Origin of the sequence: Streptomyces sp. NPDC050504 (assembly GCF_044458065.1) — a bacterium.
Classification (GTDB): domain Bacteria; phylum Actinomycetota; class Actinomycetes; order Streptomycetales; family Streptomycetaceae; genus Streptomyces.
The window spans coordinates 70,681-89,426 of sequence record NZ_JBITHO010000006.1 but is presented as its reverse complement, the minus strand read 5'-3'; the positions used below and the strand labels follow the sequence as shown (position 1 = coordinate 89,426).

At 70.9% G+C, this 18,746-nt stretch carries 14 protein-coding genes; 8 read left to right on the top strand and 6 right to left on the bottom strand.

Translation table 11 applies throughout. The features are described from left to right. Window positions 1-177 precede the first annotated feature (177 nt). On the top strand, window positions 178-1,005 hold the full coding sequence (locus tag ACIBNE_RS23195; protein WP_399274429.1) for an N-formylglutamate amidohydrolase: 828 nt from the start codon (window positions 178-180) through the stop codon (window positions 1,003-1,005). Here ACIBNE_RS23195 and ACIBNE_RS23190 read toward each other — a convergent pair. Beyond that, window positions 987-4,835: a hypothetical protein gene (locus ACIBNE_RS23190; RefSeq protein WP_399274427.1), complete on the bottom strand. Its 3,849-nt coding sequence runs from the start codon at window positions 4,833-4,835 to the stop codon at window positions 987-989. The two genes, ACIBNE_RS23195 and ACIBNE_RS23190, sit on opposite strands and share 19 nt — an antisense overlap. Before the next feature lie 230 nt (window positions 4,836-5,065). On the opposite strand from ACIBNE_RS23190, the gene ACIBNE_RS23185 reads away from it, so the two are divergent. The 3 genes from ACIBNE_RS23185 (at window position 5,066) to ACIBNE_RS23175 (ending at window position 7,257) form a co-directional block, all read left to right on the top strand. Then, on the top strand, window positions 5,066-5,233 hold the full coding sequence (locus ACIBNE_RS23185) for a hypothetical protein (RefSeq protein ID WP_399274425.1): 168 nt from the start codon (window positions 5,066-5,068) through the stop codon (window positions 5,231-5,233). A gap of 1 nt (window position 5,234) precedes the next feature. Further along, a complete protein-coding gene (locus tag ACIBNE_RS23180; RefSeq protein ID WP_399274424.1) occupies window positions 5,235-6,239 on the top strand; it encodes a peptidoglycan-binding protein in 1,005 nt (334 codons plus the stop codon). 103 nt (window positions 6,240-6,342) lie between these two features. Continuing rightward, a complete protein-coding gene (locus ACIBNE_RS23175; RefSeq protein ID WP_399274422.1) occupies window positions 6,343-7,257 on the top strand; it encodes a DUF6528 family protein in 915 nt (304 codons plus the stop codon). 37 nt (window positions 7,258-7,294) lie between these two features. Here the strand turns inward: ACIBNE_RS23175 and ACIBNE_RS23170 are convergent, their stop codons facing one another. The 3 genes from ACIBNE_RS23170 to ACIBNE_RS23160 all read right to left on the bottom strand — a co-directional run bounded on the left by ACIBNE_RS23170 (window position 7,295) and on the right by ACIBNE_RS23160 (window position 9,130). Beyond that, window positions 7,295-7,900, bottom strand: a complete 606-nt coding sequence (locus tag ACIBNE_RS23170; RefSeq protein ID WP_399274421.1) for a dihydrofolate reductase family protein — start codon at window positions 7,898-7,900, stop codon at window positions 7,295-7,297. 268 nt (window positions 7,901-8,168) lie between these two features. Next, window positions 8,169-8,489 (bottom strand): hypothetical protein, encoded by a 321-nt coding sequence (locus tag ACIBNE_RS23165; protein WP_399274419.1) that lies wholly within the window; start codon window positions 8,487-8,489, stop codon window positions 8,169-8,171. Window positions 8,490-8,584: 95 nt separating this feature from the next. Then, window positions 8,585-9,130: an EF-hand domain-containing protein gene (locus ACIBNE_RS23160; RefSeq protein WP_399274417.1), complete on the bottom strand. Its 546-nt coding sequence runs from the start codon at window positions 9,128-9,130 to the stop codon at window positions 8,585-8,587. Window positions 9,131-9,482: 352 nt separating this feature from the next. Between ACIBNE_RS23160 and ACIBNE_RS23155 the strand changes: the two genes are divergently transcribed. Continuing rightward, on the top strand, window positions 9,483-12,911 hold the full coding sequence (locus tag ACIBNE_RS23155; protein WP_399274416.1) for a SpaA isopeptide-forming pilin-related protein: 3,429 nt from the start codon (window positions 9,483-9,485) through the stop codon (window positions 12,909-12,911). A 160-nt stretch (window positions 12,912-13,071) separates the two neighbouring features. Here the strand turns inward: ACIBNE_RS23155 and ACIBNE_RS23150 are convergent, their stop codons facing one another. After that, window positions 13,072-13,800 (bottom strand): SDR family oxidoreductase, encoded by a 729-nt coding sequence (locus ACIBNE_RS23150; protein WP_399274414.1) that lies wholly within the window; start codon window positions 13,798-13,800, stop codon window positions 13,072-13,074. A gap of 105 nt (window positions 13,801-13,905) precedes the next feature. Between ACIBNE_RS23150 and ACIBNE_RS23145 the strand changes: the two genes are divergently transcribed. Genes ACIBNE_RS23145 through ACIBNE_RS23135 form a run of 3 tightly spaced genes read left to right on the top strand, consistent with a single transcriptional unit; the run spans window position 13,906 to window position 17,044 of the window. After that, window positions 13,906-14,166, top strand: coding sequence for an acyl carrier protein (locus ACIBNE_RS23145; RefSeq protein WP_399274412.1), 261 nt, complete (start codon window positions 13,906-13,908; stop codon window positions 14,164-14,166). Continuing rightward, window positions 14,163-15,374 (top strand): cytochrome P450, encoded by a 1,212-nt coding sequence (locus ACIBNE_RS23140; RefSeq protein ID WP_399274410.1) that lies wholly within the window; start codon window positions 14,163-14,165, stop codon window positions 15,372-15,374. The genes ACIBNE_RS23145 and ACIBNE_RS23140 overlap by 4 nt, the downstream gene beginning before the upstream one ends. After that, entirely contained in the window at window positions 15,371-17,044 is a 1,674-nt protein-coding gene (locus ACIBNE_RS23135; RefSeq protein ID WP_399274408.1) for an AMP-binding protein, read from the top strand. Before ACIBNE_RS23140 ends, ACIBNE_RS23135 begins: the two co-directional genes overlap by 4 nt. 55 nt (window positions 17,045-17,099) lie before the next feature. On the opposite strand, the gene ACIBNE_RS23130 is transcribed toward ACIBNE_RS23135, so the two are convergent. Further along, window positions 17,100-18,731, bottom strand: a complete 1,632-nt coding sequence (locus ACIBNE_RS23130) for an alpha/beta hydrolase (RefSeq protein WP_399274406.1) — start codon at window positions 18,729-18,731, stop codon at window positions 17,100-17,102. Between the last annotated feature and the right edge of the window lie 15 nt (window positions 18,732-18,746).

Genomic DNA, 18,746 nt, shown 5'->3' with positions numbered 1-18,746 from the left:
GGCGAGACAGTTCGGCGCAGTGCCGCAGCCGTTCCTCCGCTCCTCGCTTCCCCGGTGGATAACGCCCGTCGCGCACAAGCGCGTTGTCCGTCCGGGACCATGTACCGATCAGGATCTCTCCCGTGCCGCCCGTCCACCCCGGGAAGGGCGGCCGCCACGACGTCCACGAGGAACCCGATGACCGACGCCTCAGCCTCCGCCACTCCCTCCGCCCCTTCGTTCCTGCTCCACCCGGGCGACCCCGGCTCGCCCGTGATCCTCCACGTTCCGCACTCGGCGCGCGCCATACCGGCGGACGTCCGCGCGGGCATCGTGCTGGACGACCGTGCCCTCGCGGCGGAGCTGGACCACATCACCGACGCGTACACGTCGGAGGTCGCCACGGGAGCGGCGCAGGACGCGCGGGTCACGCCCTGGCGGTTCGTCAACCAGCTGTCGCGGCTGGTCGTCGACCCCGAGCGGTTCCCCGACGAGCGCGAGGAGATGCTGGCGGTGGGCATGGGCGCGGTCTACACGCGGACCACGCACCGCGAGGAGCTGCGCCCGGCCGCCACCGACGCCCGGCCCCTGATCGAGCGTTACTTCCGCCCCTACGCGGAGGCGATGACGAGGGCCGTGGACGAGCGGCTCGCCGCGGCGGGGCACGCGGTGATCGTCGACGTCCACTCCTATCCGGCGAAGGCGCTGCCCTACGAGCTGCACGGCGACGGGCCGCGCCCGCCGATCTGTTTGGGCACCGACGCGTTCCACACCCCGGCGCCGCTGCTGGACGCGGCGCGCCGGGCATTCGCGGACTTCGGCGGTACGGAGCTGAACAGCCCCTTCTCGGGAACGTACGTGCCGATGCGGCACTACGGGAAGGACCCACGGGTGAGCGCGCTGATGGTGGAGATCCGGCGCGACCTGTACCTGGACGGGCGCGGCGAGCCCCTCCAGCGGGGCATCGACGCGCTGTCGGGCGCGCTGGCCCGTCTCGTGGACGCCCTTCAGCACACCTTCCGGTAGGAAACGCCAGGCAGATAGGCCCGCCACTCGGCGGGCGAGAGCGTCCCACCGGCACGGCGGCACACCTCGGTGACCGCCCGCGCCGGGTCGATGTCGTACGTCTGGACGGGGACGCGCGCGCCCGCCGCGTGGAGCGTACGGCCGTCCGCGCCGAACGCGAGGGACAGGACGGAGTCCCCCGCACCGGGCAGGGCGGTGCCCAGCGGCTGCTGCGAGGCCACGTCCCACAGCCGCACCGTGCCGTACGACCCGGCCGCGGCGAGGACGGAGCCGTCGGGCGAGAAGGCCACGGCGGTGGTTTCCTCCGGTTCACCCGGCGTGCCCTTGGACAGGCCGCCGGACAGCAGCCCGAGCGGCCTGCGCAGGCGCCCGTCCCACAGCGTGATGCCGACCCCGGAGTCGATCACGGCGGCGCGGTCGCCCGCGGGGCTGAAGACGGTGCGACACTCGCAGTTCTCCAGCGCGGTGCGCTCGTGGCCGCCCTCCGCGGTGCGGACGAGGGTGCCCGAGTCCATCAGGACCGTGCCGCCGTCGGGAGAGACCGAGGTCAGGGCTCCGTCGTCCTCGTTCTCACGGATCTCCTCGTCGACCGTTTCGTCGACTTCCTCACTGGGCTCACTGGTTTTCTTCCCCTGGTTCAGCACCCGCTGCTTCGTGCCTTCGGCGGCGTCCCAGACCGTGATCCCGCCCGTGTGGGCCGTGGTCATCAGGGTCTTGCCGTCCGGACTGAGCGCGAGGCCGGTGAACGACGTGTCGTCGGGTGGTACGCGGATGTCCACGAGGCTTCGGTTGCGGGTGGTGTCCCACACGGTGATCCGGGGCGTCAAGCCGGAATCGTCGGCCGCGTTCCGGCCGAAGGCGAGGCGCCGTCCGTCGGCGCTCAGCGACATCATCACGGGGGAGTCCATCGGGCCCTCGCCCGCCAGCTCCACCGGGACGGTGGCCAGGCGTCGGCCCGTACGGCTGTCGAGAAGGGAAACGCGGTCGGCGCGGACGACGGCGACGACGCGGCCGTCGGCGCTGTGAACGGCCTGGGTGGCCTCGCCCTTCTGCCACGTCGAGCCCAGGACCCGGCTCACGTCGAGGCTGCGTACGGTCTGGGTGCCCTGAGGGCCGCCCGTGGTGTAGCGCAGTACGCCGGCTTTGGTGTCGATGCGTACGTCTTCGGGTCCCTCCTCGGCGACCGGATGCCGGAAGACCGGGCCTACGGGGCGGTCCAAGCGCCACAGGAGGATGTCGCCCGAGCCGACACCGGCTGCGAACTTCCCGTCCGGGCTGAAGACGAAGCTCACGGGAGCGACCTGATGGAGCCTTGGCAGTTCCTTGCCCGAGGAGACGTCCACGCGCCGGAGGCCGTTTTCGTCCTGGACGGCCAGGGCGCGCCCGTCGGGGGTGAACCACGGGGTGCCCTCGGTCCCGCAGGAGGGGCGGACGGTCCAGGCGGTGTCCGCGCGGCGGTCGGCGCGCAGGTCCCAGAGCCGCATTTCGCTCGGGGTACACAGGGCGAGGAACCGGCCGTCCGGGGAGACGTCTCCGAGCAACAGGTCGTTCCCGCCCGCGAACGTACGGGCGAACTTCCGTGTGCCGCTGCGGACGTCCCACACCTCCACGCGGTCTCCCACCTTCACCAGCACGGAGTGTCCGCTCTGGCTGAACCCCACGGAAGTCGACGCCCCGGAGACCGATACTTCGAAGCCCGCCGACCCTTCGTCGGCGGCCGGATCCGGGGACTCCGTGTCGGGCGACACCGGATCGGTGGGCTCCGGGGCGGGGCCGATGGGCCGGCCGTGCCAGCGCCCGGCCCGTACGTCCCACAGCCGCAGCCCCTCACCCACTCCTGTCGGCGCGGTCAGGAACCGCCCGTCGGGCGAGAACTGGTACTCCAGGGGGGAGATGTCCGCGCCGAACGGTGTCCGGTAGGTGGCCGAGGCCCGCCGGGTGCGCAGGTCCCACTGGGTGAGCTTGTTCGCTTCCGCGCTGAACAGCGTGCGGCCGTCGGCACTCAGGGACTTCGACTCCGGCGAACCGCCCGGCGGGGTGAACGGGGGCAGTTCTGGCTGTGCCAGCGCGCCCAGCAGGGCCGAGTGGGTCTCCGGTATACGGCTGAGCCGCCACGCGGCCACGCTCAGGCGCAGCGCGGTGCGCGGGTCTGAGGTGCGCAGCCCCTCGGCTGCCGTGGCGGCGCGGCGGGCCGCGGACGCGAGGCGCTCGTGCTCACCTGCCCGGTTCTGCTGCCAGGCGACCGTGCCGGCGATCAGGGCGAGGACGAGCAGCAGGACGGCGGAGCCGACCAGGCCGCGGTGGCGCCGACGCTCCCGGGTGCGGGTGGTCCGGCCGGCGTCGAGGAACTCCCGCTCCAGTGGGGTCAGGTCGCCGTCGTGGCCGGTGCCGGAGAAAAACTCCTCGGCCTCGGCGAGCCGTACGCCGCGGTACAGCGCTCCGGCGTCCCGGCCCAGGTCCCGCCAGGCGACGGCGGCCTGGGTGAGGCGGCGCAGGACGCGCAGCCGGTTGCGGTCGTCCTCGATCCAGGCGGTGAGGCGGGGCCAGCCGGTGATCAGGGCCTCGTGGGCGAGGTGGACGGCGGTGCCGTCCAGGGTGATCAGACGGGCGCGCGCCAGGCGGTCCAGTACGGCGTCGACCTCTCTGCCGCGCTCGGGTCCGCCCGCTTCCAGTTCCGTGCGGTCCGCGGGGCGGCGGGTGTCGGCGGTGCCGTCGCCGGGGGCGATGAGCCGCAGCAGGACGCGCCGCGTCAGGGCGGCCTGCTCCGGGTCGAGCCCGGCGTACAGCTCCTCCGCCGTCTGGGCGATGGCGCCCCGTACGCCGCCGGTCGCCTCGTACGCCCTGAGCGTGAGGGTGCGGCCGGAGCGGCGGCGCCAGGTCTCCAGCAGCGCGTGGGAGAGCAGCGGCAGACCGCCGGGCTCCCCGGCCACCTCCTCGACGAGCTGGGCGGTCAGGGCGCGTTCGACGATGAGGCCGCGCGCGGCGGCGGGCTTGACGATGGCTTCCCTGAGTTCCTCGGGGCGCATCGGGCCCACGGGCACACCGGCGTCGCGCAGCACGTCCACCAGCCCGGGGTGTTCGAGGCACCGGCCGAAGAAGTCGGCGCGGATGCCGAGGACCACGCGCAGTCGGCTGGCAGGTTCCCGGGCGGCCAGCAGCATGGCGATGAACTCGGCGCGTTCGGCGGGGTCGGGGCAGAGGGTGAAGACCTCCTCGAACTGGTCCACCAGGATGTGGGTGTCGCCCTGGCCCGGGGCCGGTTCCAGCACGCTGCCGTGGGTGCGCACGGGGTGCTCGCCCGGGGTGAGGACGCGGATCGCGGCGGGCCGCGGCTCGGGCTCGGGCGTCTGCCGCAGCCGGGGTATGAGGCCGGCGCGCAGCAGGGAGGACTTTCCGCTGCCGGACGGCCCGACGACCGCCGCGCACCGGTACGTGCGGGTGAGGTCGAGGAGGTTGTCCACCAGGGGGGCGCGGCCGAAGAACACTTCGGCGTCGCCCGGTTCGAACCGGGCGAGCCCCCGGTAGGGCGGCTCCTCGCCGTTCCCGTCGTCCTGTGGGACCGCGGCGGCTTCCTCCGCCACGGCGTGCCACCGCTTCTCCCACTCCGCCGTGTCGCCGCCGCACGCCGTCACGTAGGCGAGGGCCACCGCCAGCGTCGGCAGCCGCTCTCCCGACGCGGCCTGGGACAGCGCGGGCGCTGAGTACGACGACTGCCGTGCCATCGCGCGGTAGGTGGGGCCGCCCGCCCCGGCGCGCAGCGTGCGCAGCTCCACCGCGAACCGCTCGACCGGCCCCGCTCCTGGATCGAGCGGATTCTCACGACGCCCCATGTCCAGCCTCCCCCGTGGCTCTGGTCCGTACCGCAGTTGTGTCCTAGCCACGCTAGGACGCCTGTTCGTGGCGGCCAAGGCGGCGCGCGTCGGGGGTGGCGGATTGATTACCTGCACGAACAGGGGCTGCTAATCAATGCTCCGCCCGCTGGACTCGTTGTCGAGCGGCCCCACCGGGGTGCCGCGTTCGGGAGTTCCGCGATCCGGCGGACGAGCGAGAGGAACGGTTCATGACCGAGCCCGTGGACGTGACGGCCGAGACCGTCGAGGACGTGCCCTACCCGGTCGGCGGGGCGGGGATCTTCGACGTCGACCCGGACCAGGCCGGCGTCAGCCAGAACCCCGACGACGAGGTGACCGGGGACGTCGAGGCCCTTCCGGAAGACGTGGAGTTCTGACATGGGAAACGTGAAGGGGATGCTGAGCGCCGCCCGTAAGCTGCTGGGCACCAGGGAGAACCCGCCTGGCTCCAACCGCAACCACATCACGCGCTGGTACGGGTTCACCGGCCCGTGGTGCGACATGGCGGTCAGCTACGCGGCCGCCCACTCCGACAACCTGCCCGCCGTCATGGGCAAGTTCGCGCTGACGACCGCGCACGCCAGGGCCTTCCAGAAGAAGGGCCGCTTCCACTACGGCATAGGCGGCATCCGGCCGGGCGACATCGTGTTCTTCGACTGGTCCGGCTCGCGCTCCATCGGCCGGATCGACCACGTCGGCATCGTGGAGGCGGTCCACAAGAACCGCACCATCACGACCCTGGAGGGCAACACGTCCAACGCCTTCCTCCGGCGGCGCCGCAACTCGTCCTGCATCGTGGGGTACGGGCGGCCCGCCTACAAGGGCGGCAGCGCGCCGCTGCCGGGCAACGACGGCATCCTGCGCCGGGGTTCCAAGGGACAGGCGGTCAAGACGCTCCAGAAGAACCTGAACACGGTGCAGAACGCCAAGCTGACCGTGGACGGTGACTTCGGGCCGGCCACCGAGAAGGCGCTGAAGGCCTTCCAGACCAAGCACAAGCTGACCGTGGACGGGGCGTACGGGCCGAGCACGGCGGCGCTGATGAAGGCGGTCCTCGCCGGCCGGAACAAGCCGATCCGGCCCGTGGCCGTGGTGGCCAGGAGCGGCGCCCTCGAGGTCGACGGACAGTTCGGCCCGGCCACCTGTGCCGCGCTCCAGCGGGTGTTGAACGACAAGGCGAAGGCAGGGCTGGAGGTGGACGGCGCCTTCGGGCCGCTGACCATCACGGCGCTCCAGAAGTACGTGAAGGCGAAGGCGGACGGCATCGTCGGTCCGGAGACCGTCACCGCCCTCCGGCGTCACCTCGGCTCCGCGCCGGGTGACACCTGGGACGCGGACACCACCCGCCTGCTCCAGAAGGCCCTGAACGCGGGCTCCTTCTGACGAGGGTTCCGACACGGAACGACCAGGGGGCCGGGCGTTACACGAGGGGACGTCCGGCCCCCTTTCCCGTACCAGAGCGAGCACTCACCCGAGAGGACGGCAGATGGACGCATCCCAGACACAGGCAGAGGCAGGGGCAGAGGCCCAGGCCCAGGCCGCGACGGCCGCGTACAAGGTGGCCATCACCGAGCAGAAGAAGGGCCAGGTCCTCCTGTTCGACCGGACCGCCCAGTTCACCGACGCCAACGTGCTGTGGAGCTTCAGCACGGGCAACGCACCCGGCTGGGACCACCCGTTCGAGGTCCGCTTCAGAGAGACCCAGCGGTACGGGGCCATCGCCCTGATGACGTTCGGCAAGCCCGGCGAGGGCCGGGCCGGGATCGTCAACGTGACCGGCAAGACCCACCTCACCCGTGCCGACCTGATGTGGTCGGCCCGGATCACCAGCTATCCGCACAGCATCGAGCGGGTCCCCCACGCGGGGACGGTCGTGGTGGCCGGCTCACGCGACCGGCTGCACGTCTTCGCCCCCTCCAGCAGTGACCCCGCCACGCTCAAGGAGGTGCAGACGCTCACCTTCACCAAGGCCCACGCGGTGCTGTGGGACGACCAGAACGAGCTGCTGTGGGTCACCGGCGGCACCCTCATCCGCACCTACCGGGTCAAGGGCACGCTGCGCGCGGCCCGGCTGGAGAAGTACGGGCACGACATCACCATCGCCGGGAACGGCCACGACATCCAGCCCGACTACGCCCGGCCGGGCACCCTGCTGGTCGCCGACAGCCACCGGGTGTACTCGGTCGACAAGACGGCCAGGACGGCCACCGTCGTCACCAAGATGCCGTATGTGAAGTCCTACGTACGGCACGCCGGCGGCCAGGCCATGTGGACGGCCGACCCCGACATCGAGGACTCGGTCTGGGGCGGTTCGAACGTCTACTTCTCGGCCGGCGGCAACCGGACCCGGCAGGGTGCCCAGATCTACAAGGCGCGGCTCTACACCACCCGGTTCCATTGAGTTCCCGGACGCGTGGACGGGGGGCGGCGCGGCGGCGTCACGCGGGGGCGCCGAGCGGCGGGTGTTCGAGGACGCGGGGCTCGTACTCGACCAGCTGGATGCGGCCGTCGAAGGTGCGGTGCCCGATCATCGTGAGGGCGACGTCCGGATAGCCGTCGTAGATGCGCTCTTCGCCCGTGGCTCCGGTGATCACCGGGAACATCACGACCCGGAAGCGGTCGACGAGTCCGGCTCGTAGCAGGGACCGGCACAGGCTGAGGCTGCCGATCGTGCTGAGGAGCCCCGAGCCGCTCGACTTCATGGCGCGGACCGTCTCGACGGCATCGTCGCGGACGAGCGTGGAGTTGGCCCACGTCAGCGGCTCCTTGAGGGAGGAGGAGAAGACCACCTTGGACGCTTGCGTGAGCTCGTCGACGGACGCCTCTTCCTCGGGCCTGAACTCGTCCTGGCCACCCGGGACCTCGCCTGCGGCGAAGCCCGACATCAGGCGGTAGGTGTTCGCTCCCATCAGGTACGTGGCCTCGGGCTGCTCACCGAGCCACGCGAGGTACTCCGGGCCTTCGAGGCCCCAGAACCCGGGCCATCCTTCTCCCGACGCGTAGCCGTCGAGGGAGGTGATGAAGTCGACGAGGAGCTCCGACATGGCAGTGTCCTTTCCTTGGTGTCACGAGCTTGGACCGGCCGGGAGCCGCAAACTCATCGGTCGCGGACTCCCGGGGTGCTCGGGGCGAGGACCGGACGCGCGCATCGGGACCTTCGGCTTCGACCGGTGCTCTCAGTGCGACTGGTACGCGGATGCGTTCCGCCGGCGCTCTCTTCCCGGTGCTCCGGCCAGGACGCCGCGCCACAGGCAGCGGCACGGTCCGATGGCACTGCGGCGCCGGAAGGCCTTCGGGCCCGCCGCTTCGGTCTCAGACCACCCTGCGGTCGGCGAGCGTTGCCACCTCGGTGAAGTACGCGCGGAACAACGGTTCGTCGCCGTGCGGTACGCGGAACGCGGGCGAGGTGCTGTACCAGAAGGCGGCCGGGTCGGTGCCGTAGAGCGCGGTGTTGGGATCACGCACGGTGCCGATGTACAACTGGCCGGGCCGGGAGGGCTTCTTGTAGTGCACCAGTGCCCCGAGCCACCGCAGTGGCACCCGGAGTTCGGATCTTCCCGTGGTGAACAGTTCGAACACCCCTCGGTCCACGCGCAGATGCAGGGTGTCGTAGTCGAACGTCAGCGGCTCCATGACGGGAAGATAGTCCGGCTCCCGGATCGCAGAGCGGCCACCCCCCCCGGTTGGCGGCGCATGCCGAGTTCGTCGAGCTCGGCATGGCGAAGTGCTCAGTACTTCCCGAAGAGCCAGTTGCCCGAGGCGTCTTCGCTCTGGCTGCGGAAGAACTCCTCGATGGCGACGGCGAGTTCCTCCACGCTGATGTAGCCGTCGCCGTCGTGGTCGATCCGCGCCATGGCGGTCTCGTGGTCCTCGTGGACCATGCCCAGGCCGATGTGGGCCTTGGCCAGCTCGGCCTGGTCGAGACGGCCGTCGCCGTTGATGTCGCACAGGTCCACGACCGCCTTGGCCGCGGGCAGGATGAGCTGCCAGTACGCGGGGTCGGACTGCGCGTCCGACCGTAGCGCGGCGACGTACTCCTCGCGGCTGATCGAACCGTCGCCGTCGGTGTCCATGCCGTCGCGCATGGCCTCCCACACCTCCCGGTACGCCTTGCTGAGCGCCTGGTACTTCGGTGACTGCGGCGTCTGGTCGAACTCGCGCGCGAGTCGTGCGACGACCAGGTCGAAGTCCTCCTGACTGATCCTCCCGTCACCGTTGGTGTCGAACAGGTCGAAGTGTCGGCCGATCTTCCGAGCCAACAGGTCAGCGGGCATGGAACTGCCTCCCATGTAAGGACAAAATGGCAAACTTGCTACTCAGAGTACATAAAAGGCTCCGCAGGGTTGCTCTTCGTGACTGCTGGCGCGCCGACCACGGCTGACGCCCGGCCTGCCCGTCACGGGAATCCCGGGGGTCATGGCCGTTCAGGTGTACGTCCTGCGGGGCTGCGGGAGGAAGCGTGGTCATGCGGCGGTGCCAGTGGCGCCGCGAAACGTACGGCCACCCGACTGGAGCACATCGGGCCGCCGATGTGCCCGATTGGCGTCCTCCGTATGGCAGAACATCGCCGTGCGTGACAGCTTGCGCCTTGACGACTACCGTCGGTGTAGAAAGCTGGTCATGTAAATGTCCCGACGCCGTTTCCGGGGACGCAGACCGGCAGCCATCGGCTGCCTGCTGACCGTCCTGTGCACACCGCTTGTCACCCTCGCCCCCCAGGCCGCCGCGGCGCCCCTGCCGGGCGGACTGGGGCCCTGCGTCCCGGGCAACTGCCCCGAAGGCGGCTATCCGGCCATCAACAACGGCGCCATCACGTACCGCGACAACGGCATCAGCGTCTACGTCGGCGGTGACTTCCGCGTCCGTGAGAAGGCCGCCGAAGCCGAAGGCCGCGTCGTGGTCCTGGGCAACTTCGACCAGGCCAAGGCCGAGGGCGTCAGCGGCATCTACAACGTCGGCGAGGCGGGTGTCGGCTCCCGCGTGACCCCGCCGGTCGGCGGAGACTGGCTCACCGCGGGCGGCGACGTCACCATCGCACCGGGCCAGCGGTTGCTCGCCGACGGCGGTGTGGTCCGCCTGGCCGGAACCGACACCGGAACCATCGTGGGCACCGTCACCAAGGACCCCGACGCGGCAGCCCCGTACACGAAACTCCGCGACGACCTGACCACCGCGAGCCGCTGCTACGCCTATCCCGACGGCAGCACTCCGCGTGCCACCACCGGCACCGCCGTCCACTCCGGCGGCGCGACCACGTTCACCGGTGACGGCAGCTCCAAGCTCCAGGTCTTCAACGTCGACTTCGACATGATGGGCGCGAGCGGCGGCCAGGAGGGCATCGTCTTCGAAGGCATCCCCGACGACGCCACCGTCCTGGTCAACCTCCTCGGCGCCAACCGCACCATCAACACCTACAGCGGCGACATCGGCGACACCGACGCGACCAACAAACTGCGCAGCCGCCTGCTGTGGAACTTCCCCGACGCCACCACGGTGGACCTCAAGGGCACCGGCCAGTTCCAGGGCAGCGTCCTTGCGGGCAACCAGTCGTCCGAGACCACCGTCAGCCTCCCCGGTGTCAACGGCCGCTACTTCCTGACCGGCAGCCTCACCCACACCAGCCCGCCCAGCGGAGGCGGCGGCCAGGAGTTCCACAACTACCCCTTCGAGGGCGACCTGCCCGACTGCGGCACCACGCCCGCCACCGGTGACGTGAGCGTGGTGAAGACGGACGCCGATTCCGGGGACCCGCTGGCGGGTGCGGTGTTCGAGCTGTGGAAGGAGTCCAACGGTACTTCTGGCCTCCAGACGTCCGGTGACACCCCGGACACCCAGGTCGGGGAGACGTGCACCACTGGTGCGGACGGTACGTGCAAGCGCACCGTGGCCACCGGCGAGTACTACTGGCGGGAGACGAAGGCGCCCGACGGGTACGTACTGCCCGACCCGGCTGTCTTCGGTCCGCTGGAGTTGACGGACGCCAACGCCGCTCAGGGTGTGAGCACGACGGCACGGAACACCAAGCAGGCCGCGACCACCGGCCCCGTCCGTCTGGCCAAGAAGGACGCCGACTCTGGGGATCCGCTGGCGGGTGCGGTGTTCGAGCTGTGGAAGGAGTCCAACAGCACCTCAGGACTGCAGACATCGGGCGACACCCCGGACACCCAGGTAGGGGAGTCGTGCACGACCGATGCGGCCGGTGCGTGTGAGCGTACGGTCGCCACCGGCGAGTACTACTGGCGGGAGACGAAGGCTCCTGATGGGTACGTGCTGCCCGATCCGGCTGTCTTCGGTCCGCTGGAGTTGACGGATGCCAATGCGGCTGACGGTGTGAGCGTGACGGCGGAGAACAAGAAGCAGGCTGCCACGACCGGTGACGTGAGCGTGGTGAAGACGGACGCCGATTCCGGGGACGCGCTGGCGGGTGCGGTGTTCGAGCTGTGGAAGGAGTCCAACGGCACTTCTGGCCTCCAGGCGTCCGGTGACACTTCGGACACTCAGGTTGGGGAGACGTGCACCACTGGTGCGGACGGTACGTGCAAGCGCACCGTGGCCACCGGCGAGTACTACTGGCGCGAGACCAAGGCGCCTGACGGGTATGTGCTGCCCGATCCGGCTGTCTTTGGTCCGCTGGAGCTGACGGACGCCAATGCGGCTGACGGTGTGAGCGTGACGGCGGAGAACAAGAAGCAGGCTGCCACGACCGGTGATGTGACCGTGGTGAAGACGGACGCCGATTCCGGGGACGCGCTGGCGGGTGCGGTGTTCGAGCTGTGGAAGGAGTCCAACGGTACTTCTGGCCTGCAGACGTCCGGTGACACCCCGGACACCCAGGTCGGGGAGACGTGCACCACTGGTGCGGACGGTACGTGCAAGCGCACCGTGGCCACCGGCGAGTACTACTGGCGGGAGACGAAGGCGCCCGACGGGTACGTACTGCCCGACCCGGCTGTCTTCGGTCCGCTGGAGCTGACGGACGCCAACGCCGCTCAGGGTGTGAGCACGACGGCACGGAACACCAAGCAGGCCGCGACCACCGGCCCCGTCCGTCTGGTGAAGAAGGACAAGGACTCCGGCAATCCGCTGGCGGGTGCGGTGTTCGAGCTGTGGAAGGAGTCCAACGGCACTTCTGGCCTCCAGACGTCCGGCGACACCCCGGACACCCAGGTCGGGGAAACCTGCACCACTGGAGCTGACGGCACCTGCGAGCGCACGGTGGAGACCGGCAGCTACTACTGGCGGGAGACGAAGGCGCCCGACGGGTACGTGCTGCCCGATCCGGCCGTCTTCGGTCCGCTGGAGCTGACGGACGCCAACGCCGGCCAAGGCGTGAGCCTGACGGCGGAGAACGCCATGCTGCGGGTGGTCAAGGGTGAGGTGCGGGTGCTCAAGACGGACTCCAAGACCGGCAAGGCGCTGCCCGGCGCGGTCTTCCAGCTGTGGACCGAGAGCAACGGCGTCACAGGGCTGCAGACGACCGGCGCCACTCCCGATACGCGAGCGGGCGCGCCGTGCACGACCGGAGCCGACGGCTCCTGCCGACGCACCGTCCCGGCCGGTAGCTACTACTGGCAGGAGACCCGGCCCCCGGCCGGATACAACCTGCCGGCACAGCCGGTGTTCGGGCCGCTCGTACTCAACGCCGCCAACGCGGCCAAGGGCGTGTCGGTGACGGCGCCGAACACGAAGAGCGCCCCGGTCGCCCCGAAGGGCTCCCTGCGACTTCTCAAGAAGGACGCGAAGTCCGGCACGCCTCTGCGCGGCGCGGTGTTCGAGCTGTGGCGCGAGTCCAACGGCACCCCGGGGCTGCAGACCGCCGGCCGTCGGCATGACGTGCGCGTCGGCCCCGGCTGCGCCACCAACGCGCGAGGCGTGTGCACCTTCTCCAACCTGCGCCTGGGCACGTACTACCTGCGCGAGACCGACGTGCCTGAGGGCTACGTCAAGCCCGCCCGCCCGGTGACCGGACCGTATGCGATCACCCAGAAGAACGCCAAGGAAGGGCTCAAGGTGACCCTGACCAACAAGCGGGGCGAGCCGCACAAGAAGAAGTAGCGGTACGCACGGCCGAGTTCCCTCCGGCGCCCCGTCCGTAAGAGGACGGGGCGCCGGACCCGTCGCAGCGGCGGGTCCGGATCGCGTACGGGCGAGAGAGCGACCGGACTCTCGGGATTCCGGCCCCCTTCAGGTCGGGCTCGTGGGCCTCTGTGGTGCCTCACAGGAGTCCGCCCGTGGCGGAGATGGTCTGGCCCGTGATCCAGGCGGCGTCGGGCCCGGCCAGGAAGGCCACGATTCCCGCGATGTCGTCACCGGTGCCCAGCCGCCCGAGGACGGTGTTGCGCGCGGCGCGTTCGAGCAGCCGCGGCGGGAGGGACTGGCGCAGCAGCTCGGTGTCGGTGGCTCCCGGAGCGATGCAGTTGACGGTGATGCGGCGCGGCCCCAGTTCCTGGGCCGCGACCGCGGTGAACTGTTCGACGGCGGCCTTGCTCGCGGCGTACACGGCGTTGCCCGGGGCGGGGCGGCGCACCCCGACGGAGGACATCGTGATCACGCGGCCGCCGTCGCGCAGCCGGGTGGAGGCGTGCTGCAAGGTGAGGAAGGTGCCCTTGGCGTTGACCGCCATCACGCGGTCGTACGTCTCCTCGGTCGCCTCCTCGATACGCGAGTGGGGGAGCCAGACCGCCGCGTTGGAGACCAGTACGTCGAGAGGCCCCACTGCCCGCTCCGCCTGGTCGAACAGGGCGGCGACCGCTTTCGCGTCGGCGATGTCGGCGCGGACCGGGTGGGCCCCGGTGGCGGAAGCGACCTCTTGTGCGGCCTGTTCGGCCTGGTGGTAGCCGAAGACGACGCGGACTCCGTCGGCGGAGAGCCGCTCCACGACCGACCGGCCGATGCCCCGCGAACCGCCCGTGACCAGTGCCGTGAGGCCTGCCAGGTGTCCCACTTCTCTCCGTTCGGTCACCAATCGTCGATGTTTCGTCACTTAAAGTAGCATTCGTGTGGTCGGTGTCAGGCGGGCGGAGGAGAGCACAAGGTGAGTGGAAGACCCATGAACAGCACGGAAGTCCGTGCGGTCCTGCTGGAGGCAGTGCGGGACCTGCGGCCCGAACTCGCCGACCTGCCGCTCACCGGTGACGAGCACCTCGGAAGCGAACTGGGTGTGGACTCGGTGGGCAGGGTGGAACTCCTGATCTCCGTCGAAGAGGCCTTCGACATCGAAGGGGAAGTCGACCCGCGCATCTTCATGACCCCGCCCACCGTCAACGATCTCGTGAAACAGATCGTCGTCACCGAGGCGGCCCGCACGTGAGCGGTCGCGTACAGCAGAAGGCCGCCCGGGACGGGCCGGACGAAGAGTGCGGCGCGGGCCCGCGCTGTCCGGCATCCGGCGAACGGCTGTACCTCACCGGCGTCGAAGCGGGGGAGGGCTTTTTCAGCGCGCAGGACGACGAACTGTCGCACTCCGAGGGGTGGGACCTCGTCTTCGGCGGCAGGTTCGGCCGCGGCGTCCTCAACCTCGTCGGGGAGCGGCACCGCAGCTACCGCCAAGCGCTCATGCCGCTGCTGCGCCGCTCCGCGGCCGCGGAGCACCGCGAAACCATCGAGACGCTGCTGGCGCGAGCCATCCGGTCGCTTCCTCCCGGTGCCCCGGTCGACCTGCACGCCTTCACCCAGCGAATCGCCTTCAACGTCGCCGCGCGGCTGTTCGCCGGGATCGACGAGGACGAGACCGAGGAACTGTACGCACTCTTCGAAGAGCTGCGGACACCGATGCCGTCCGTACGCGAGCTCGGGACGCCGGACGGCAGACAGGCGGCACGGCGTGTCGGCCTCGCGAGCCGCCGGCTGCGGAGCCTTCTGCGCGGGGCCGTCCACCGTTTCGACCAGGCGGACGGCCCCGCGCTCCGGCTGCGCGCCCTGCCCGACCCGCCGTCGGACGACGTGATCGCCGAGAACCTCGCCATCCTGATCCTCGCCGGATACGAAACCACCGGCTACCTCACCGCCCGCCTGCTGTGGCTGCTCGCGCGCCACCCGCAACAGCAGGACGCGGTACGCACCGAAGACGGCGACCCCCTCACGGCGCCGCTGCTGGACGCGGTCTTCACCGAGACCGCCCGGCTGCACCCACCACTGGCCTGGCTGCCGCGCAGGGCGATGACCGACCTCCGGCTCGGCGGCACGACGGCCCCGGCAGGCAGCGAGGTCTTCTACTCGGTCACCGGCACCCAGCGGGACGCCCGGCTGTTCCCCGATCCCGGCGCCTTCAGACCCGGACGCTTCCTCGACGGCGAGCGGCACGGGCCGCTCGCGCTGACACCGTTCGGCGCCGGACGCCGGGTCTGCCCCGGGACCCACCTCGGGACACTGGAGACGAAACTGATCGCCTCCACGATGGTGCGCACGTTCAGGCTCAGTGCCCCCGGCGGCCCGTACATCGCCGACGTCTCCACGAACGGCACCTCCGTCACCCCGGCCAAGCCGCTGCTTGCCCGGCTCGACCGGCTTTCAGGATGACCATGGAAACCCCCGACCACACCACGCTCTGCGACCTGCCGCGCGCCCTCGGCCCCCGGGCCGCAGTGCTCTTTCCCCATACCGGCGAACAACTGACCGCAAACGGCCTCGACGAAGCCTCCGCACGCTTCGCGCACCGGCTGCTGTCAGCCGGAGTGCGTCCCGGAGAGGTCGTCGGGCTGCTGACGCCCACCGCCCCCGAGGTCTTCGTCGGCCTGTTCGGGATCGTCCGCGCGGGCGCGGCGGTCAGCATGCTCCCGTCCTCCCCAGGGCCACCGGAGCACGAGGCGCAACGGCTCGCGCCCACGGTCGACGCCGCCCGGATGCGGCACCTGGTGGTGCACACGGCTTGCGCCGAAACCGCCCACGCCCTGCGCGAACTGCGCCCGAACCTCAGGCTGGTGCCCGCGGACAGGACCCGGACGGACGACACCGGCGGGCCCGCTGGACTCGCCGGACCCGCTCCGGCGGACCGGCTGCCAGCGGTCGCGCCCGAGGACCTCGCTGTGGTCCAGTTCACCTCCGGCAGCACCTCGGCGCCCAAGGGGGTGGTGCTGTCGCACTCGACCGTGCTGGCCGGTCTGCGAGCGATCGTCGAGTCCGCGGGGATGACCTCACGCGACGCCCTGGTGTCGTGGGTGCCCCACTTCCACGACATGGGCCTGTTCGGCCCCCTGGCCGTGCTCCTCGCCGGGGGCCCGGCCCATGTGGTTCCGCCCCTGGAGTTCCTGCGACGGCCCGCCGGGGTCCTGCGGCTCCTGTCCGAGACCCGCGCCACCCTGCTGACCGGCCCGGACTTCTCGTACCTGCGGCTCGCTGCCGTCGCCACCGAACAGGCGCTGGAAGGCCTTGACCTGTCGCACATGCGTCTGGCCTTCAACGGAGCCGAGCCCGTCCAGGCCGCCACCATGGACGCCCTCTCCGCGCGCCTGGCGCCCGCGGGCTTCTCCGCGACCGCCGCGTACCCGGTCTACGGCATGGCGGAGGCGACCCTCGCCGTCGCCTTCCCCCGCCCCGGCAGCCGCCCCCGTGTCGTTCATCTGGACCGCGGGCATCTCGCGGACCACGGCCTGGCCGTCGTGGTCCCTCCTGGACACCCGCAGGCGAAAGCGCTGGTCAGCGTCGGCCGACCCGTCCAGGGCATGCGACTGAGACTGGTGGACACCGAGGGAGCCGAGTGCGAGCCGGGAAGGCTGGGAGAGATCCAGATCGCCGGACCAGCGGTGACCAGCGGCTATTACGGGGCACCCGCCGCGACCGCCGAGGCGTTCGACGGACCCTGGCTGCGCACCGGCGACCTCGGCCTCCAGTTGGGGGGAGACCTGTTCGTCACGGGACGACACAAAGAGATGATCATCGTGAACGGGCGGAACCACTTTCCCGAGGACGCCGAGAACATCGCCCGCGAACAGCCCGGCGTGCACCGGAGGAACTGCGTGGCCTACGCCGACGAGACGCACAACCGCCTCACCGTCGCCGTGGAAGTCACCCCGGGTGGCGACCCTGAAGCCGTGGCCGCGCGGATCCACCGCGTCCTCACCGACCGCCTGGGGCTTGCCGCCGTCCAGGTCCATCCGCTACCGCCGGGAACACTGCCCCGCACCACCAGCGGCAAATGGCAGCGGGGCCTGGTCCGCAAGCTCCTGGCCGGACAACCCGCGGCCCGCTGAACCCCGGCCAGGGCCCAATCACCGGTGTGCTCCGCGCCCCGGTCGGCAAGAGGGCTCATCCGGCGTCGTCCGCGTCCCGCGCGTCGGCCTCGGGGGCTTCGGCGGGGCACGAGGTGCCGTCGGCCGGGAGTTTCCCCTCGATGAGGTAGGCGTCGGTCTTGGCGCGTACGCACGTCGACGCGCTGTACGCGCCGTGGCCTTCGCCCTCGTAGGTGAGGACGACGGCGTTGCCGAGCCTCTTGGCTGTCTCACCGGTCCACTGGTACGGCGTAGCCGGATCGCCCTTCGTGCCGATGAGGAGGACCTTCGGGCCGCCGGTGTCCTCGATCTTGCGGATGTAGTCGCTGCCCGCGGGCCATCCGGTGCAGGAGACCGCCTCCCTGGCCATCTCCGTGCCGAAGACGGAAGAGGCTTCGGTGAACTCCTCCTCCAGGGAAGCGATCTCCGCGGCCGGGTCGGCGGGCCGGTCCGGGTCGTCGGCGCAGTTGATCGCGAGAATGGCCTCGTCGCTGTTGTCCGCCTCGTCGCGGTTGCCCTCCTCGTCCTCGCCGGCGAACGCCCGGTTGATCTCGACGAGCACGGCGGGGTCTTCGCTGTCGTGGAGGCGGGCGATGCCCTCGGCGAGCGTGGGGTGCAGCTCGGCGCTGTAGAGGGAGTTGGAGATGGCCGTACGCAGGTCCCGCACCGTGAACGGGGAGCCGTCCGCGCTTTCCACCGGGGCTTCGGTGATCCGGGCGACGGTCTCGTCCACGGTGCGTACGGCGGCGGCTTCGGTGGCACCGATGGGGCACTTTTCTCCCTGGCCCGCGCAGTCGTCGACGAAGCTCTCCAGGGCCTTCTGGAACGCCCTGGCCTGGGTGAGCGCGGAGGCGCGGGAGTTCTCGGTGAGGGTGTCGACGGCGTCCAGGGCCAGCCGTCCGGCCCTGTCGGGGAACTGCTTGGCGTAGACGGCGCCGAGCCGGGTGCCGTAGGAGGTGCCGAAGTAGTGGAGCTTGTCGTCGCCGAGCGCCTGGCGCAGGACGTCCATGTCGCGGGAGGTGTTGACCGTGCCGACGAAAGGCAGGACCTTCCCGGTCCCGGCCGCGCACTGCGCCGCGATCGACGTGAGTTCCTTGACGAGGGCGGCGCGGCCCGCCGCGTCGGTGGGCAGCTCGTCGCCCTGGTCGGTGTCGTCCTCTCCGCCGTCGAGCGCGGTGCCGCACTTGACGGGGGCGCTGCGGCCGACGCCGCGCGGGTCGAAGCTCACCAGGTCGTAGTGCGCGCGCAGGGCGCGGTAGTCCTCGCGGGCGTCGGCGAGGCCGGTGAGCCCCGACATGCCGGGCCCACCGAAGTTGAAGACGAGGGAGCCGATGCGGGCCGTTGAGCCGGACGGTGGCGCGGAACCGGAGGGTGCTGCGGCGGCATTCGGCCCCGCGGTGCTGCGGTAGCGGCCGACCGCCACGGCGATGGTGCCGGACTTCGGGTCCGTGTAGTCGACGGGCACGGTGAGTTTCGCGCACTCCATGCCTTCGAGCCGGTCGTCGCCCTCGCAGCCGCTCCAGGTGAGTTTCTGCTGGTAGAACCGGGCCAGCTCGGGCCGCTCTTCCTTGCTCGCGGTATCGCTCGCGGTGCAAGCGGGCAAGGCCGTGAGGAACAGGGCCGTACCGCCCAGGGCACCGAGGACGACGAGAGGGGAACGTCCGTTCATCTGCGGGTCCGGCCT

Excerpts from the sequence above, each read along its gene's own strand:
- ACIBNE_RS23180 (WP_399274424.1), top strand. The coding sequence starts at position 5,235 with ATGGGAAACGTGAAGGGGATGCTGAGCGCCGCCCGTAAGCTGCTGGGC.
- ACIBNE_RS23130 (WP_399274406.1), bottom strand. The coding sequence starts at position 18,731 with ATGAACGGACGTTCCCCTCTCGTCGTCCTCGGTGCCCTGGGCGGTACG.
- ACIBNE_RS23190 (WP_399274427.1), bottom strand. The coding sequence starts at position 4,835 with ATGGGGCGTCGTGAGAATCCGCTCGATCCAGGAGCGGGGCCGGTCGAG.
- ACIBNE_RS23155 (WP_399274416.1), top strand. The coding sequence starts at position 9,483 with ATGTCCCGACGCCGTTTCCGGGGACGCAGACCGGCAGCCATCGGCTGC.
- ACIBNE_RS23170 (WP_399274421.1), bottom strand. The coding sequence starts at position 7,900 with ATGTCGGAGCTCCTCGTCGACTTCATCACCTCCCTCGACGGCTACGCG.
- ACIBNE_RS23145 (WP_399274412.1), top strand. The coding sequence starts at position 13,906 with ATGAACAGCACGGAAGTCCGTGCGGTCCTGCTGGAGGCAGTGCGGGAC.
- ACIBNE_RS23195 (WP_399274429.1), top strand. The coding sequence starts at position 178 with ATGACCGACGCCTCAGCCTCCGCCACTCCCTCCGCCCCTTCGTTCCTG.
- ACIBNE_RS23160 (WP_399274417.1), bottom strand. The coding sequence starts at position 9,130 with ATGCCCGCTGACCTGTTGGCTCGGAAGATCGGCCGACACTTCGACCTG.
- ACIBNE_RS23175 (WP_399274422.1), top strand. The coding sequence starts at position 6,343 with ATGGACGCATCCCAGACACAGGCAGAGGCAGGGGCAGAGGCCCAGGCC.
- ACIBNE_RS23165 (WP_399274419.1), bottom strand. The coding sequence starts at position 8,489 with ATGGAGCCGCTGACGTTCGACTACGACACCCTGCATCTGCGCGTGGAC.
- ACIBNE_RS23135 (WP_399274408.1), top strand. The coding sequence starts at position 15,371 with ATGACCATGGAAACCCCCGACCACACCACGCTCTGCGACCTGCCGCGC.
- ACIBNE_RS23185 (WP_399274425.1), top strand. The coding sequence starts at position 5,066 with ATGACCGAGCCCGTGGACGTGACGGCCGAGACCGTCGAGGACGTGCCC.